The 17,232-nt window shown below is 52.2% G+C and carries 11 protein-coding genes; 1 reads left to right on the top strand and 10 read right to left on the bottom strand.

Going from position 1 to position 17,232, the window contains the following annotated elements:
• Positions 1 to 74: 74 nt before the first annotated feature.
• Genes EFB02_RS02580 through rsmI form a run of 4 tightly spaced genes read right to left on the bottom strand, consistent with a single transcriptional unit; the run spans position 75 to position 6,968 of the window.
• On the bottom strand, positions 75 to 2,705 hold the full coding sequence (locus tag EFB02_RS02580; RefSeq protein WP_122820042.1) for an ATP-dependent helicase: 2,631 nt from the start codon (positions 2,703 to 2,705) through the stop codon (positions 75 to 77).
• Between the two features lie 19 nt (positions 2,706 to 2,724).
• On the bottom strand, positions 2,725 to 4,233 hold the full coding sequence (locus tag EFB02_RS02575; protein ID WP_160115355.1) for a sialidase family protein: 1,509 nt from the start codon (positions 4,231 to 4,233) through the stop codon (positions 2,725 to 2,727).
• 25 nt (positions 4,234 to 4,258) lie between these two features.
• Positions 4,259 to 6,061: a methionine--tRNA ligase gene (metG, locus tag EFB02_RS02570; protein ID WP_122820040.1), complete on the bottom strand. Its 1,803-nt coding sequence runs from the start codon at positions 6,059 to 6,061 to the stop codon at positions 4,259 to 4,261.
• A 52-nt stretch (positions 6,062 to 6,113) separates the two neighbouring features.
• A complete protein-coding gene (gene rsmI / locus EFB02_RS02565; RefSeq protein ID WP_234992704.1) occupies positions 6,114 to 6,968 on the bottom strand; it encodes a 16S rRNA (cytidine(1402)-2'-O)-methyltransferase in 855 nt (284 codons plus the stop codon).
• On the opposite strand from rsmI, the gene EFB02_RS02560 reads away from it, so the two are divergent.
• On the top strand, positions 6,931 to 8,742 hold the full coding sequence (locus tag EFB02_RS02560) for a dolichyl-phosphate-mannose--protein mannosyltransferase (protein WP_122820038.1): 1,812 nt from the start codon (positions 6,931 to 6,933) through the stop codon (positions 8,740 to 8,742). The genes rsmI and EFB02_RS02560 overlap by 38 nt on opposite strands.
• Before the next feature lie 65 nt (positions 8,743 to 8,807).
• On the opposite strand, the gene EFB02_RS02555 is transcribed toward EFB02_RS02560, so the two are convergent.
• The 6 genes from EFB02_RS02555 to mfd all read right to left on the bottom strand — a co-directional run bounded on the left by EFB02_RS02555 (position 8,808) and on the right by mfd (position 17,220).
• Positions 8,808 to 9,806 (bottom strand): Ppx/GppA phosphatase family protein, encoded by a 999-nt coding sequence (locus EFB02_RS02555; RefSeq protein WP_122820037.1) that lies wholly within the window; start codon positions 9,804 to 9,806, stop codon positions 8,808 to 8,810.
• An 84-nt stretch (positions 9,807 to 9,890) separates the two neighbouring features.
• The gene (locus EFB02_RS02550; protein WP_122820036.1) at positions 9,891 to 10,418 is read right to left on the bottom strand and encodes a DUF501 domain-containing protein; all 528 of its coding nucleotides are present in this window, start codon (positions 10,416 to 10,418) and stop codon (positions 9,891 to 9,893) included.
• Positions 10,415 to 11,023, bottom strand: a complete 609-nt coding sequence (locus EFB02_RS02545; protein WP_234992703.1) for an FtsB family cell division protein — start codon at positions 11,021 to 11,023, stop codon at positions 10,415 to 10,417. The genes EFB02_RS02550 and EFB02_RS02545 overlap by 4 nt, the downstream gene beginning before the upstream one ends.
• 266 nt (positions 11,024 to 11,289) lie before the next feature.
• Positions 11,290 to 12,576 carry a phosphopyruvate hydratase gene (gene eno, locus EFB02_RS02540; RefSeq protein WP_122820035.1) on the bottom strand — a complete coding sequence of 429 codons (1,287 nt, stop codon included), beginning with the start codon at positions 12,574 to 12,576 and terminating at the stop codon, positions 11,290 to 11,292.
• 103 nt (positions 12,577 to 12,679) lie between these two features.
• Positions 12,680 to 13,393 (bottom strand): hypothetical protein, encoded by a 714-nt coding sequence (locus EFB02_RS02535; RefSeq protein WP_122820034.1) that lies wholly within the window; start codon positions 13,391 to 13,393, stop codon positions 12,680 to 12,682.
• A gap of 59 nt (positions 13,394 to 13,452) precedes the next feature.
• On the bottom strand, positions 13,453 to 17,220 hold the full coding sequence (mfd, locus tag EFB02_RS02530) for a transcription-repair coupling factor (protein ID WP_122820033.1): 3,768 nt from the start codon (positions 17,218 to 17,220) through the stop codon (positions 13,453 to 13,455).
• Positions 17,221 to 17,232 lie beyond the last annotated feature (12 nt).

Here is a 17,232-nt window from a genome sequence, read left to right as displayed (position 1 = left end):
TTTTTAACAGTTCAAACGAGGCGACATCTGAATAGCTAGCGCTAGTTTTAACTCGCCCTCAGACTTTTAACTAACTAGATTTTTTCCATCGGCGCTAGACGTAACAGTAAACGTTTGGTTACTCCCCCTTCGAACTCTACTTTTGCACTCTTTGCCCGGCCACGCCCCTCAATCGCGATTACTGTACCTTCGCCAAACTTGTCGTGCCGCACCCGATCCCCAGTTCCGACCCCGGCAGCTTTACCGATAGAGGCATTAGCATCGGTACGTGCCCCCAACTCAGTGCCCAAACGTTTTACTTTCCCGGTCTCGCGGCGTACAACCTTCCCAGTACCCCCTGATCCAAAAGCAGGGCCGCTAGTGGTCTCGTCTCGATAACTGCCAGCTCCGCGTCGATAGCTACCTTCACTGTGACCGCGATACCTGGTATTACCGGTGCGTCCGCGAGAACTACTCCAGCTACCTCCGTAACTCCAAGGGGAAGTGTCGGAGGAAAAATCCAACTGCCCATTGTTCTTATTCAATTGTTCAGGTTGATCTAAAAGCTCAGGCGGCACCTCTAGCAGGAAGGGTGATAACGGTTGCCAACGGGTCTCTCCCCACATCTGCCGATTATGTGCGGCGGTCAGATAGACTTTTTCCTGTGCTCGAGTAATCGCCACATAAGCCAGACGGCGTTCCTCTGCCATTTCCCCGTCCTCCCCCAGGGCTCGGGAGTGGGGGAAAGTCCCCTCCTCTAGACCGGTGACAAAAACTACCGGGAATTCTAGCCCCTTCGCCATATGTACGGTCATTAAAGTAACTTGACCGCGCTGATCGCCTGGAAGCTGATCCGCATCTGCCACCAGGGCGACTCGCTCTAAGAAGTCCACCAAAGTACCTTCTGGTTCATCTTCACTGAACTGGGAAGCCACGTTATAGAACTCTGAAAGGTTATCCAGACGCACCGCATCTTGAGGGTCTTTGGAACCCTCCAAAGACTTCAAATATCCCGATTCGGTCAACACCGTTTGTAAGATATCTTTCAACGGTTCACCCTCAACATAGGCTTGACGAGCGGCGACTAGACAATCCCAGAAGTTAGCGATATTACTGCGCGCCCGGGCTGGCAGTCCTGACACCTGCGTAGAATCGGGAGTTACCTCGCTGATACCTGAAAGATTACGGTCGTCCGCAGCTTGCGGACGTTTCTCTCCTAGCTCCTGTTTCCACACCAAAGCAGCTGCCCGCCCCGGAGAAATATCATAGGTGTTCGCTGCGACTTGCAATGCCTCTTGCGCCTTGTTCCCCAGGGAACGTTTAGGAGTATTGATCACTCGGGCAAAGGACACCGTATCATCAGGATTTACCACCAACTGCAGGTAGGCAATCGCATCCTTAATTTCCTTGCGTTCATAGAACTTGGTTCCGCCAATAATCCGATAAGGAATCCCCGCATGGGTAAGGGTCTCTTCTAAGAGACGCGAATGCGCGTTTATTCGGTAAAATACCGCAATATCACCATAGGTATACTTACCGCCTACCAGCTTATTTATTTCTTCAACTACCGCTAGTGCCTCGTCGCGGTCACCAGAGCAAACTCGTATCCCAACTTTCTCACCCTCGCCAGAATCGGTCCACAGCTTTTTCTTGTGCCGGCTCTGGTTATGAGAAATCACCGCATTCGCTGCCGCCAAAATATTCCCGCTAGAACGATAATTCTGTTCTAGGTAAATAGTACGCGCACCGGGAAAGTCTTTCTCGAACTCCTCAATATTACGCACAGTTGCGCCGCGGAAAGCATAGATAGACTGGTCAGAATCCCCAACTACCGTAAGTCCCGCCGGAGTTACTGGTCCACCTTGCACCTGTTCTGGGTGATTAACTGCCGCGCCTGCTACTCCCGATAGCAGTTTAACCAGCACGTATTGTGCGTGGTTAGTATCTTGGTACTCATCTACCAGTACGTGGCGAAAACGATGGCAGAAGCTGGCTTGCACCAAGGGGTTACTGCGGAAGATTTGGACCGTACGCATAATCAGGTCATCAAAATCTAGGGCGTTAGCAGCGATTAGGCGACGCTGATAAATCGGGTAAACCTTTGCCAATACTTCCGCATCGGGGCTTGGCCCCGCAGAACTAAGAAAAGTATCGGGATCGATCAGAGAGTTCTTTAAATCTGAAATCCGATTTTGAATCTTTTTCGGTACGAAGCGTTTGGGGTCGAGCTGAGCTTCTTTGAGAATCATCGATACTAAGCGGGTAGCATCGTTCTGGTCATAAATAGTGAAAGAGGATTTCAGGTTGGCAGCCTCAGCATAGCGGCGAAGAATCCTCACACAGGCAGAATGGAAAGTAGAAACCAACATTTCACTAGCCTGCGCGCCTACTAGAGCACTGACCCGTTCCCGCATTTCTGCAGCCGCTTTGTTGGTAAAAGTAATCGCTAGGATTTGCGAGGGATAGGCTCTGCCGGTAGCTAGCAGATAGGCGATACGTCGGGTGAGGACGCGGGTCTTACCGGAACCGGCTCCTGCCATTACCAGCAACGGGCTACCGTAATGTTCTACCGCTTGCCGTTGCGGGTCATTTAAACCTGAAACTATTTCTTCAGGATTTGCGGGGGCATCCGGCAAGGAAGAACCCGGAGAGGAAAAAGCTCCCCCGGGTAGCATGGTTTGGGGCGTAGGAGTATCGCCAGAAAAAAGGGCGTTAAAATCAATCATTAAACCTGGTTATCGAAGATTATTTTCTAGTAAGCAGACCGGCACGCCGCAACACCTGGTTTTGTTCCGCCTCGGTAGCGTTCCAGCCGACTGCTAGATATTTCAAAGACAAAGAATCAATACACAACGCGGCTACTGAAATCCCAGAATCTGTTTCATACGCCACAGTCACGATCCGAATATCCTCCAGGGAAACCACGTCAAGCGAATTCACCGGACGGGAAGTAAAGGGCATAATCCCCAAGAGCTCGGAGGCAAAATCAAACATGGAGCGCACTGTTCCCTGCCCATTTTGGTTACGTGCCACCGCCAGCATTACCCGGGATTGTTCAGTATGTTCGGGAGCAGAATAGAACGCCCGCTCCACCGCAACCGGCAAAGCTTTTCCGAAAGCGTTCTTACCTAGGGATCGGGTGAAGCTACGTCCTCCATCAGCTGAGGCATAGGCATTAAAAGTTAGCCCCTCGTCGGTTTCCTCGACACATCCCAACACTAATTCACCGCTGGTAAGCTCGGTGATAGTAGCTTGAACAACCCTTTCGCCAGCCAGTTTACCTGCCCACCAAGAAATTCCCTGGTCGTCCGAACAAACCGCTACTGCACCTCGTCTTCCATCTGCCTCGGTAGCTATCGCCACGTAGGCAAGACGACCGGTCCAAATCCCGTGACGCATCTGCAAGCCATGCCCATGAGCAGTACGCCGTGAAATCCAGCTTTGATCCCCATCAACTAGACTGGTCAAATCGCGGTAACGCCAGGAGTCCCCCTCGTCGTCAGTGAAAGCCACTGCAATCCGATTTTGGGAGTCGTCACCGCCGGTGCGGGTAGTTACCGCTATGAAAACTCGTCCAGTTACTTGAGAAATAATTATCTGCGGATCAGTGAAGGATTCCCCCGAGTCAGTGTAGTTTTCTGAATCAAAGAGGACACGAGGTTCTTCCCAACTAATTCCATGATCATTACTACGGGTGTACCAGACTTGAACCTGTCCGCACTGAGATCGTTTTTCAAAAGCTAAAATTAGTTTACGTCCCGGAGTGCGATCAATCGCGGGCGCACCATAAGTTTCCTGACCATTTGCTGCGCAAATATCTGCAGTTTTTACCCCTTGTAGGGGAAGTTTCTGTTCAGGCTCTCTCACCGGTTCCACAGCACGCTGAGGTTGGTGATTGTCAGCAGCCACGGAGGTTGCTTTCCCGCTTTTTTCGAGGGCTGATTCAGGATTTCGTTCTGACTTGGGGATGGTTTGCGCCTGTGATTGGACACTAGTATCCCTACCCTTAGCTTTTTCTTCTGGCGATTTAGATGCAGGGGGAGCGATAGCCGTTTCTTCGCTTGGTGATTCCTCGGCCGTACCACCTTCTAAAATCACAACCCCCGAGGATTCGTAAACTTTACGTCCAACCTCGGTTTTATCTTCTTCCTTACCAGCACTTTCCAAGGCTAAAGGCAGGCGGGAGTCGCGCTCGTCATCACGAGCTGAAGACCCCCGAAAGAGTCTTTTCAAACGTTGCCAAAACCCTGCCACGTACCTTCTCCTTTGCGCCTCGGCTTTAAGCAAGCCTGGCTAATTCCTCTTCTATGATCTCAGAGTCTAACTTCTTAAACACAGGTTTAGGTTTAGAAACTGAACTTCCGATTTTAATTTCATGCCTGCCCCACCGGGGAACCTGGGTGTAATCACCCGTAATAATGGGATAGGTGAAATCTGAACCGTCTTCTCTAGTTTGGTCTAAATCAGTAACTTCTTCAATACGAGGCATAGGGGCGATCTCGCCCGTCCCCCCGAATACACGGTCAACTGCATTTGCCGAAGAGGGCAAGAAGGGGGAAAACATTAGATTAAGATCCGCTATTACCTGGGCTAATACCCACAAAATAGTGTGGAGACGCTCTTGGGTTTCCGGGGTTTTTAGCTTAAAGGGTTCGGTAGTAGCCACGTACTGATTAGCGAGTGACACCAGGTGCATAACCTGCTGCAATGCTGCCTTCTGGCGATGGGTTTCAATCAGTTCCCCGACCTCAGCAAAGCCCGCTTCTACCTGGTCTAATAGCCGTTGATCTTCCGGCTGTAACTGCCCGGGCTGAGGAATGGAACCTACCCGTTTATGAATCATAGAAGCTACCCGGTTTACCAGATTCCCCCAGGCGGCTACCAGTTCATCATTGGTGCGACGCACGAACTCTGCCCAAGTGAAATCAGCATCCTGATTTTCGGGGCCGGCCGCGGAAATAAAATAGCGCAGGGCATCGGCCTGGTAACGCGAAAGCATATCCCGCACATAAATCACCACGGATTTAGAGGTAGAGAATTTCTTGCCCTCCATAGTTAAGAACTCCGAAGAAACCACTTCGGTGGGCAGGTTGAGCCGTCCCATTTCTCCGGGCTCACCACCTTTATCGCCCTCGCCGTTATATCCGAGCAGCTCGGCAGGCCAAACCTGGGAGTGGAAAACAATATTGTCTTTACCCATAAAGTAGTAGGAGCGAGCCTGGGGATCATTCCACCATTCCCGCCAACGTTCGGGCTGCCCGATACGCCGTGCCCACTCGATGCTGGCCGATAGGTATCCCACCACTGCATCGAACCACACATATAAGCGTTTGCTGGGTTGGTCTTCCCAGCCGGGAACGGGAATTCCCCAATCAATATCGCGAGTCATAGCGCGCGGTTTGATTTCCGCCAAGATGTTCTTGGAAAAACGGATCACATTGGGTCGCCAAGTCCCGGAGGCCTCACGTTCGTCAAGCCACTTACCCAGGGCGTCCGCGAGCGCGGGTAGATCTAGGAAATAGTGGGAGGTTTCCTCGAACTTAGGGGTTTCCCCATTGATTTTCGAAACCGGGTCAATCAAGTCGATAGGATCTAGCTGTTTACCGCAGCTGTCACATTGATCCCCACGCGCTCCGCTGGCACCGCACAGCGGGCACGTACCTTCGATATAGCGATCAGGTAGCGCTCGGCCACTAGAGGGACTAATCGCGGCCATCGCCCGCTTTTCAATCAGGTATCCGTTATCGCGCACCTGCGCAAACATGGCTTTAGTGACCGCAATATGATTGCCGGTAGTGGTACGGGTGAACAGGTCGTAAGAGAGCCCCAGGTTCACCAGATCTTCTACGATTAGTCGGTTGTTGCGGTCGGCGAGTTCCTGGGGAGAAATCCCCTCCGCCTCGGCCTGCACCAGAATCGGGGTGCCATGTTCGTCGGTGCCCGATACCATTAACACTTCGTAACCGGCCATCCGCATATAGCGGCTAAAAACGTCGGAGGGGACGCCAAAACCGGCTACGTGCCCAATATGGCGCGGACCGTTGGCGTAGGGCCAAGCAACAGCGGATAAAACATGAGTCATACCTCTATCCTAATGCCCCGCCGCCGGGAGCAAAACATACCTAAAGATCTGGCTATTTTCTCTCCGCAAGTACCCGATTATAAAGCGCTTTGGCACTAACTCCGCTTTGCGCCGCCACTGCCTTGGCAGCATCTTTCAACCTTTGCCCTTTTTCAACCCGGCTGAGGACGAGCTTCACTGCCTCTTCCTCGTTAAGGGGGGTCTGCGGGGAAGCTCCGGCCACTACCAGCACGATTTCGCCACGGACATCTTTTGCTTTGTCTTTAAGCTCACTGAGGGTTCCGCGCCAGACTTCCTCGTGCACCTTGGTGAGCTCCCGACATACCGCCGCGGGACGATCTACCCCAAAGACCTGGGCTAATGCCGATAAACTGCTTGCCAGGCGGCGGGGAGATTCCAAGAAAACCATGGTACGTTCCTCGCTAGAAAGCACCTCTAAACGCCGCATTAGAGCAGCTTGTTTGCGGGGCAAGAATCCTTCAAAGCAAAAGCGATCTGTGGGCATTCCGGAAAGGGCGAGGGCGAGCAAGGGCGCAGAGGGACCAGGCAACACCGTCAGCGGAATCCCGCGTTTAATCGCTGCTTGTACAATCACATATCCCGGATCAGAGACCGTGGGCATTCCCGCATCAGTTACCAGCAAAACTCGCTGCCCCTCTGCAGCGCAAGAAACTATTTGCTCAGCTTTTGCCGTCTCGTTATGTTCATGACAAGAAACTAAAGGCGCACGTCTAGTGACCCCTAGGCGTTCACGTAATAACCCGGTACGGCGGGTATCTTCTGCCGCAATCAAATCCGCCTGTTCGAAAGCACTAACAAGGCGGGGAGTAGCATCAGCGAGGTTACCGATCGGGGTAGCCGCTAACGCGATGACGCCTATATCCCAGGAAAACTGTTCCACTCTCACAATTATGCCCTATCCGGCTAATATCGAGTACATGCAAGCAATGCCTGGGCGTCCAGCTCCGCCTCCGCCAACAGCGGCACGGAAAATTTTAACAAAAAGCGAGAAGCAAAATCTTAAACCCCGTCACACACGTTCACTTAGACCCATATGGACTTCTACCACCTCGCTTCCTCGACTCTACCTGTACGGATGGCGTGGACAACGTCATAAGGAAACAATCGAAAATCAGCGTGCCTGGATAGTTACCGTGATCGTATGCGCCTTCGCGGCCATCGCCCGTCTTGTGCGCCTGGGCTCTACCCGCAAATTAATTTTCGATGAAACTTACTATGTGAAGGATGCCTATTCGCTATGGCATTTTGGTTATGAAACTAACTGGCCTAAAGGCACAGACGCTAAATTTGTGGTAGGTAATTTTTCAGCGGCTACGACAGATCCAGCATTCGTAGTACATCCCCCTCTGGGGAAATGGATCATCGGGCTGGGAATGAAGATCTTTGGATGGTCTAATCCCTTAGGTTGGAGAATAGCTACTGCTATTTGTGGAATTATCTTAGTTTATCTGACTTGCCGTTTGGCTTGGGCATTGTTTAACTCTTGGATCCTCACCGGGATTGCCGGAATGTTTATCGCCACCGATGGGGTAGCGATTTCTCTTTCGCGCGTAGGACTACTGGATGGGATTTTGGCAGCATTTTGCCTGGCAGGAGTACTATGCGTAGTTTATGATCAACTACAGGTGCGCCAAAAGTTAGCTCGACAGCTGTTAGGGGCAGAGCTAGGTGCTGACTTAGCTGGAGTGCGTTGGTGGCTGGTGACGGCTGGGTTCTGGCTAGGATGCGCCTGCGCAGTTAAATGGTCGGGACTTTATTTACTCGCTTTATGTGGGATTTTTGTGTTCTTGCGAGATTTGACCCTGAGACTTTCCGCGCTGCGGATATCTTCCCATTCCCTAAGCAAGCATTATCCCGGGATACAAGGCAAGCCCCGCGCCTGGCTGGGGGCAATCTTACGGGGAGGTCTGCCAGCATTTGCACAGCTGGTACTGGTGGCCTTCGGAGTGTATTTACTTAACTGGTGGAACTGGTTTACCCACCCTCACGCCTGGGGACATGGGAAAACAGCTGCCGCCGCTGGGCACTCCTCCTGGTTAGATCCGATTTCCGATTACGTCACTTATATGAGTGAGGTAATGAAATTCCATACCGGGGTAACCAGCAAGCACCCTTACCAATCTTACCCTTGGCAATGGCTGATTAATCAGCGTCCGACCTCTATGCTGTTTGAAAAACCACATGGTGAGAACGGGGATTTTACCGTGGAGGCTATGTCTTCGCTGGGGAACCCCATGCTCTGGTGGGTGGGGGTAATCGCTCTGGCAGTGATTATTTACTGCGCGCTATTCCGCCGCGACTGGCGCGCCGGGGTAATTCTAGTCGGCTACTTAGGGCTGTGGGCACCTTGGATGCTTTACTGGTACCGCACCATTTTCATGTTCTACATGGTGGTGTTAACACCTTTCCTGGCCTTAGCGGTTACCTACTTAATCGGGTTATTACTGGGAATGTTGCGCCCCCTCCCCGAGCCACTGCTAGCTCGCCGAGATCGGCTAGTTCCCCCACCTCGACGCACCCCCGATTTCGCGGTTTCAATGGGGATCGCCCTAGTTATTGTGATTCTACTGGTCGCAATATTTTTCTACCCGGTAGTTAGCGGAATGCCGATTCCCTATTCCCACTGGGGTTGGCGCATGTGGTTTAGTTCCTGGATTTAGAGCGTTCCTCAGTACCACGGGGAACATTAACCGCAGTTCTGCCCGTAGAGGAGGTAGGGCGCGTCCTAGGCCAGGAGCGACAGGGCAATGCCGTCTAAAATATCGGTTTCGGAAGTTAAAATTTCTTTTAACCCGGAGCCATCTGCTTCGATTTCCCCGTTGATTCGTTCAATAATCCGCGACCACACCAGCGCACCCGCTCCGATCACATCTGCCCGCCCGGAAGGCATGTAGCCAAGGGCAGCACGCGCGGATACCGGCTGATTCATCATCCAGTTACAAGAACGCAGCATTTGCACGGGGGCAATTCGCGAGCCGTGAATTTTTTCGGGCTGATATTCCTCTAAACCGAGAGCATGGGCGGTAATGGTAGTGACCGTGCCCGCCACCCCGATTAAAGTTCTTGCCCGATCCAACCCCAGTTTCTTATCGGCCTCATCGATTAGTTCATCAATTGCAAAAGAGGCTTTTATCAGGGCTTTAGCTATACCAGGGGTCTGACTTGGATCCAGAGAACCATCCCCTCCTTTTGCCTTTGCAATCACCGGAGCCAGGTAGCGCTCAAAAATCCGCACCGAACCCATATTGGTAGAAATAGCATCAATTACTTGCCCGCGATGCCCTAAAACAAACTCGGTAGATCCCCCGCCAATATCGACTACTAGCACCGGCTCTTCCTCATCACGAAAAGAGGAAGTGGCCCCCATAAAAGATAAAGTGGCTTCTTCCTCTCCTGAGATGACTTCCGGGATTACCCCTATGCGCTCCTTAATACCGGAGAAAAATTCATCCCGATTTTTGGCATCCCGGCTGGCAGAAGTGGCGACGAAACGGATCTTATCCACCCCATATTTCGCGACAATCTGGGCATATTCTTCTACTGCCACAAAACAGCGCTCTAGAGCAGCTGGCGCGAACTGTCCGCTCTGGTCAATACCTTCTCCCAGACGCACTATCCGCATTTCCCGCGCAAGCACGTTTAGGGGTTCGTCCGATTTTTCCCGACGCGCGATGATTAAACGAATCGAGTTGGTTCCACAATCAATACCTGCAACTAAAGCCATACTCCTATATTTCCACGGAATCGATATTGGTAACTAATAGGAGGCGCACACCCCCAGACGCTAGGGAGCCAGAAAAGCACCGACCTATTCGCAGGAGCAGCGCTTGCTATCCCACAAACCGCTGGCAGCTAGATCAGCTAATACTAAATCACCAATAGGATTGACCCCTTTACCAACGGCAAGGGCGTGCCCTACCAGAGCGTGGAGGCATTTAACCCGCTCGGGCATTCCCCCGGCACTTACTCCCGCAATTTCGGGCACCTCCCCCACCCCCATCTGCTGCCCTATGCGTCCCCGAGCCGCAATATACTCCAGGTGGGCGCGCCGATACTCCACCGCTAGACCCTCATCTTCGGACAGTAACTGCTGGTAGTACCCCATTTTACCGGAAGCTTCCACGGTAGATAGGGCTCGCACCAAAGAGGGAAGAGTCAAATAAAAGGTAGTGGGAAAGGGAGATCCATCCTCTAGACGCGGGGCGGTAGCTACCACTGCCGGAGCTCCACACACACAACGGGCAGCTACTCCCACAACCCCCCGCGGAATCCTTCCTAACTGGGAAGATAGGGTTTGAAGATCGGCAGACGTGGCCGGGTTAAGTTGCAAACTCACTTTTGAATTTCCTCTTCACTTTGGGTGGTGGCTCCCGGCGCCGGTTTCGGGCGACTCTGCGCAGATGCATCTTTACCCTGCCCACGCTGACCTGCCAGTTTTACCGAATGGGTAACCTCTAAATACCAAGGACGCTCCGGAAGTTTTTCCAGGCGTGCTTCTCGGCGAGCTTGATAATCTTTGCCGGGATCAACTACCGCATAGCGGGTTTCCCCGGGTTTGACGTAACCGAGCCTTTCCCTTGCCTGCTGGCTTAAATATTCTGAATCATTCCATAGCTCTAATTGACGGCGCAGGTTCCGGTTTTCCTGTTGTGCGGCAACCAGTTGGGCGTGCACCTTATTGCGTTGCTCTATCTGGCTTACCAGATTAAATAAGGGCGCTCCTACAAGCAATAAAAAGATGGAGGCCACCACCAGAATGGTACCTACGGTTACTGAAAAGCGTGAGCCTACCTTTACTCGCCGGTTTGCCGCCTTGGCCATCGGAGAGCGTCCCCGATTACGCCTGGCACTGCGTACCAAAGGAGAAACCGAGCGGAAAGCAGATCCCTGCTTTCGGGTATTCTCTCTTTGCACACTTTTGGGCGGTTGTGGTGACTTCACGGCTTCATTATTCCATTGTTATCGGCGATTAGCAGCCAGGCATTCTGAGAGCCGTGACTATTCGCTGGTTACTACCGAAAAACTGATTAATTGTTTTCTTGCCCCCGCTCTCCCCAACAAACAGGTAACCGTGTTTATCATCATAATGAAAGGTAGCAGCCGAGGATGACATGAATAGCGAATAGGTTCAACTAAAGCGGGTGGGGACAAAACCTAGTTTTGTCCCCACCCGAGTGTCTTATGTAGTTATTATCTGCGCCCAGCCTTTAGGCTTTGAAACGCGGGAATGCGCTGCGCCCAGCATAGACAGCGGCATCACCAAGCTCGTCCTCGATACGGAGAAGCTGGTTGTATTTAGCTACCCGCTCGCTACGAGCCGGGGCACCCGTCTTAATCTGACCAGAGTTGGTAGCTACCGCAAGATCAGCGATAGTCACATCTTCGGTCTCACCGCTGCGGTGCGAGGTCATGGTCTTATAACCGGCACGGTGGGCATCCTCTACCGCCTGCAGAGTTTCAGTCAAGCTACCAATCTGGTTTACCTTCACCAACAGAGCATTGGCAACGCCTTCTTTAATGCCGCGAGCCAGGCGCTGCGGGTTTGTTACAAACAGATCGTCACCCACCAGCTGTACTTTGTCACCGATATGGGCGGTCAGAGCTTTCCAGGCATCCCATTCGTCCTCGGACAGAGGATCCTCGATGGAAACGATCGGGTACTTGGCGACCAATTCGTCATAGTATTTCACCATGTATTCGGTGTCACGAGCTTGACCTTCAAAGTTGTACTTGCCGTCCTCAAAGAATTCAGAGGAGGCTACATCCAGTGCCAGCGCCACGTCCTTGCCCGGCTCATATCCAGCCTTCTTGATGGCCTCACAAATCAAATCCAAGGCTTCCGCGTTCGAATCCAGGTTGGGGGCAAAGCCACCCTCGTCACCTAACCCGGTCGAAAGTCCGCGATCCTTAATAACGCCCTTCAACGTATGGTAAACCTCTGCTCCCATACGGAGTGCTTCCGCGAAAGTTTCGGCGCCAATGGGGGCAATCATGAACTCTTGAATATCTACATTGGAGTCCGCATGGGATCCACCATTCAAAATGTTCATCATGGGAACCGGCAGTACGTGGGCATTCGGTCCGCCCAGGTATTTGAACAATGGCATATCGGAATCTTCCGCTGCTGCCTGTGCTACCGCCAGGGAAACGCCCAAAATAGCGTTGGCGCCCAGTTTACCCTTATTTGGGGTTCCATCTAGGCGCATCATAATGTCGTCAATATGACGCTGGTCGCAGGCATCCTCGCCGATCAGTTCGGGGGCGATATCGTCAATAACTGCCTGTACAGCATCCTGTACACCCTTGCCCTGGTAACGACCTTTGTCGCCATCACGGCGTTCTACCGCTTCAAAGGCACCGGTAGAAGCACCAGACGGAACCTCGGCGCGGCTAGCGGCGCCAGAATCCAACAGAACTTCTACTTCTACAGTGGGATTTCCGCGAGAATCCAGAATCTCACGGGCATTAATAGCAACGATTAGTGACACGGTCATGCTCCTTATAGATTTATTTGATGACTTAGCTACAGTCTACTGGAAGCAAAGCCAGTCGGCAGGTTGCAAAAGTCCCGTTCTGTATTCAAAGAGAAGGCAATTTTTATTTAGCCGGCTGTTCACCTTGCTGCATTTGTCCTTGCAACGCCTGAGCTGCTTTACCGAGCCCCTGAAGCCTTACTCCCGAACCCAAATCAGGTTCTAACACCTGTACCCCGGTTTGCGTTGCCACTGCCTGCGACAATAGAGCATTAGTTTTCAACCCTGCAGCCTGTTTGACACCTTGTTTATAAGCTGCCGAAAGTTTCGGAGCTACTCGTTTCACTAATTCCTGAGATACAGCCCCTTGCTGGGTATCAATAGTAAACTTTTGCAAACGCCAGAAATCTAGTGACGCTGCAGAAAATTCTGCATGCCGCAAAACTCCCTGTTTAACCTGCTTAGACAGCCAAGTATTAATATCAGCATCGGTATATCCCGGTTGCTTTCGCAATTCGTGCTGCGCGACCTTAACAACCCCCACAGAGGAAGCTAAGTGCACAGGGAGCATTCTCCCGCGCGCTATTGCTTCCCAAACAGCTTGGGGATATACCTCGTTCCCCAGTCCTTTCTGCAGCTGTGAACGCATTTGCTGCACCTGGAGCGCTTGTCCTTTCTGCTGTTCGCTATCCACCTGAGCAGCATTAATCTCGGATACAACCTGATCTACCGGGAAGTCCTCTCCCGCCTTTTTAACGGTAGAGCAACCACTAATCCCCGCACTTAGCAGAGCGGTGCCAGCACAAATACCAATAACGCGAAGAACTTTGTTATTCATAAGACATTCTTTCTGAAGCGAATAGCTAAGGTTAGTTTATCAAGGAGGCGCGGGTAGCCCTATTTTTGACCTTCTGATTTTACTTTCCCAAAGGGAGTAAGCACATTTTGCAACAACTGCGAGACCCACTGCGCTAACGGTTCATCGTGGAGGGAGCCTTGCCCCAACCTTTCCCCCTTGGGCGAGGGAACCAAAATTTGCCGTACCGCCGGTTTAATCACCGTTCCCGGATGTAACCGCTTTATCCGCAGTACTTGCGAATCAGCCAGACTAATCGGGGCAAAGCGCACAAACCGCCCTTGCGCCACTATCTCTTTGATTCCCAGAAGACGTGCCTGCATCCGCAGCCGCGCCACTGTAAATAAAAGTTCTACATTTGTGGGAGGCACCCCGTATCGGTCTGACATTTCTTCACGCACTGTCTCCAGCTCTTGTTCTTGTCGTACGCTAGATAACTTTTGATACATTTCCAGACGCAACCGCTCCGAGTCCATATACTCAGGGGGAATATGGGCATCAATCGGCAGTTCAATCCGAACTTCGTTATCTTCTTCTTCCGCTTCTACGCCCTCTTTGAAACCGCGCACTGCCTCTGAAACCATCCGGATATAGAGGTCAAAGCCCACCCCGGCGATGTGCCCCGACTGTTGTCCACCTAGCAGATTCCCAGCGCCGCGAATTTCTAAATCCTTTTGCGCCACCGCAGTACCTGCCCCTAAATCAGTATTAGCAGCAATAGTTTGCAGACGCTCTTGCGCAGTTTCCGTCAACGGTTTATCACCCGGATAGAAGAAATAGGCATAGGCACGTTCCCTCCCGCGCCCAACTCGTCCTCGTAACTGGTGTAGCTGAGAAAGCCCCATCCGATGAGCTCCGGAAACAATCAGGGTGTTGGCGTTGGAAATATCTAGCCCCGTCTCTACAATGGTGGTACAAACAAGCACATCCGCCTGATGATTCCAGAAATCAACTATCACTTCTTCCAGTTGCTTTTCATGCATTTTCCCGTGCGCCACCGCAATCCTAGCTTCCGGTACCAGTTCCGCTAGATGCGCCGCCACCCGATCAATAGATTCCACCCGGTTATGGACATAAAACACCTGTCCATCACGCAGCAGCTCCCGACGTATTGCCGCCTTTACTTGTTTATCCTGGTAGATTCCGACAAAGGTAAGTACCGGGTGACGTTCTTCCGGGGGTGTTGACAGCGTTGACAGTTCCCTAATCCCGGTGACCGCCATTTCTAAGGTACGAGGAATCGGGGTAGCGGACATAGAAAGTACATCCACATTGGTGCGCAGAGCTTTCAAAGTTTCCTTATGTTCCACTCCGAACCGCTGCTCTTCATCAATTATCACCAAGCCCAGGTTTTTAAACGCCACTTCCCCGGTAATCAAACTATGAGTTCCGATTACCAAATCAATCTCGCCGCTCCGCAACCGCTCTTTGACTTGCCGCGCCTGAGAAGGGGTAGAAAAACGCGACAGTTGCCCGATTTTAACCGGGAAGGGAGCAAAGCGATCTGAAAAAGTTTCAAAATGTTGTTTTACCAGTAGCGTAGTCGGAACCAGGAGCGCGACCTGAAAACCTTCCTGAATGGCTTTGAAAGCTGCACGCACCGCCACTTCGGTTTTCCCGAACCCCACGTCTCCGCTGAGTAGCCGATCCATAGGAGCCGGTTTTTCCATATCCGCCTTAACCTCATCGATAGTCGCGAGCTGATCAGGGGTTTCCTGATATTCAAACGCGTCCTCTAGTTCTTTTTGCCAAGGAGTATCGGGACCGAATGCGTGACCTTTGGTAGCTTGCCGCGCCGCATAGAGGCGAATAAGTTCCGCGGCGATTTCCCGAGTAGCTTTGCGAGCGCGATTCTTGGTTTTCGCCCAATCTGCGCCCCCCATCTTGTTGAGCTGCGGGGTATCCGATCCGGCGTAACGGGATATCAAATCCAAAGAATCAGTAGGGACATACAGTCGATCACCGGCTTGTCCTCGCCGCGAAGGAGCATATTCCAGCACCAGGTATTCACGAGTAACCGCATCTTGACCTTTGCCGATGGTACGTTTGGCCATTTGCACGAAGCGACCCACCCCATGCTGACTGTGTACCACATAGTCCCCAGGCTTTAGAGACAGCGGATCTACGACCGTCTTTCCCCGTCGACTAGCTAACTTTCGCGGAGCTTGCGCCAGACGTGGAGAGCGTCCGGTCAAGTCCGCCTCGGACAGCACCAGCAACCGCAAGACAGGCAGGGAAAAACCACTGGCGATTTTACCAGCGGTTACCAGCACAGTTCCCTTTTCTATATCCGCGGAAGTAGCTAGAGTTGGTACTGCTTTGGAGGGCAAGCCAGCCTCGGAAAGATTAGCGGCAAAGCGGCTGGCTAATCCGGGACCCGAACATGATAAAACCACTTTCCAATCGGCATTTAGATACTGCTCTAAGTCTTTTACTGCCTGGTCAATATGTCCGCGGTAACCATGAGTCTCCCGCGCTTGTAAGGTTTTTTGACCGCTATATACATAGGTGGGACGGGTGGTTTCACTCAGTCCATTTTCCTCTTGATCACCGGTTACCTCCCCGGCTGATTTTGTCGTTCCTCCAGCAAAATCGGCCAGTCCTCCCGCCGCTTCCTCGGTTTCGGCAGCCAAGATATCCGCACTAGGCAGCCCGGTTAACTCCCACCAGCCTAATCCTCTGGCTCGTGCCTCTTGATTAAAATCATTGAGACTTTGGAGGGCGCGGGAAGCTCGAATCGGGATTTTCCCTCCTCCAGCAGCCGCTTGCCAGGCAGCCTGCTCAAACTCGTGGGACGTAGCTAGTAGATCTGCTGCCCGCCGGGCAACCTTTCCCGGCTCATCAATCACGATGGTGGTATCTTCCGGCAGCAAAGAAACTACGCTTTGTAATCCCGGAGCCAATACCGAGGCTAAAGATTCCATTCCCTGTACCGCGATTCCCTGACTGATCAGCTCTAACATATCGGCAACCCCGGGAAGGGATGCCTGAAGTTCACTGGCTCTTTGCTTAACCTGTTCGGTCAGCAGCAGTTCCCGGCACGCTGGCGCCCACACTCCGGTAGGACTTTTTTCCAGACTACGCTGGTCAGAGAGAGAGAAATAACTAACTTCTTCTAAGGTGTCACCAAAAAAATCTAGGCGCTGAGGATGAGATTCCCCGGGAACGAAAACATCAACGATTCCTCCTCGCACCGCAAACTGTCCCCGTGTAGACACCAAATCAGTTTTCTCATATCCCAGTTCCAGTAGGCGGGCGGCCAGTTTGTCCAGAGGGCATTCTTCGCCCTCGAGAATCCTAAGGGGTTCAATCTCAGACAAACCGACTACTACCGGCTGCAATAGCGCCCTAATCGGAGCCACCAAAATAGAGATGGACTGTCCGGGACCGCTTTTTTCGGGATGGGTAACGCGCCGTAAAGCGGAAATGCGCTGCGCCATGGTGTCGGCGCGCGGAGAGAGACGTTCATGAGGCAGCGTTTCCCAAGAAGGAAAGCGGGCAACACGGGGTAGATATCCGGTCAGTTCCGCCTCTATTTGTTCGGCGGAGCGCCCCGATGCGGTTACATAGAGGATTAACCCGCGTCCCGGCGTTACCTGCCGGTATTTTGAAGATTCCAGGATTTGGGGAATAGCGAAATCAAGGGGAGAAAAAATACCACTGCTGGCATCGGTCTGGGCGGCTGCAGCGATTAGCGCCGGTCGCACCCCTGCTGGGCAATACAGCGATTCGGCACTAACAGGGTGAGAAAAAAACTCTTTAGCTGCCGACTCATTAGCTAATTCTTCTACAACGGCTTGCAAACTCATCGTTTATATCCT

The organism is Varibaculum vaginae, assembly GCF_900604285.1.
GTDB classification, from domain to species: Bacteria; Actinomycetota; Actinomycetes; order Actinomycetales; family Actinomycetaceae; genus Varibaculum; species Varibaculum vaginae.
Note: the sequence above shows the minus strand (reverse complement) of the source record. Positions and strands in the feature narration are given on the sequence as shown.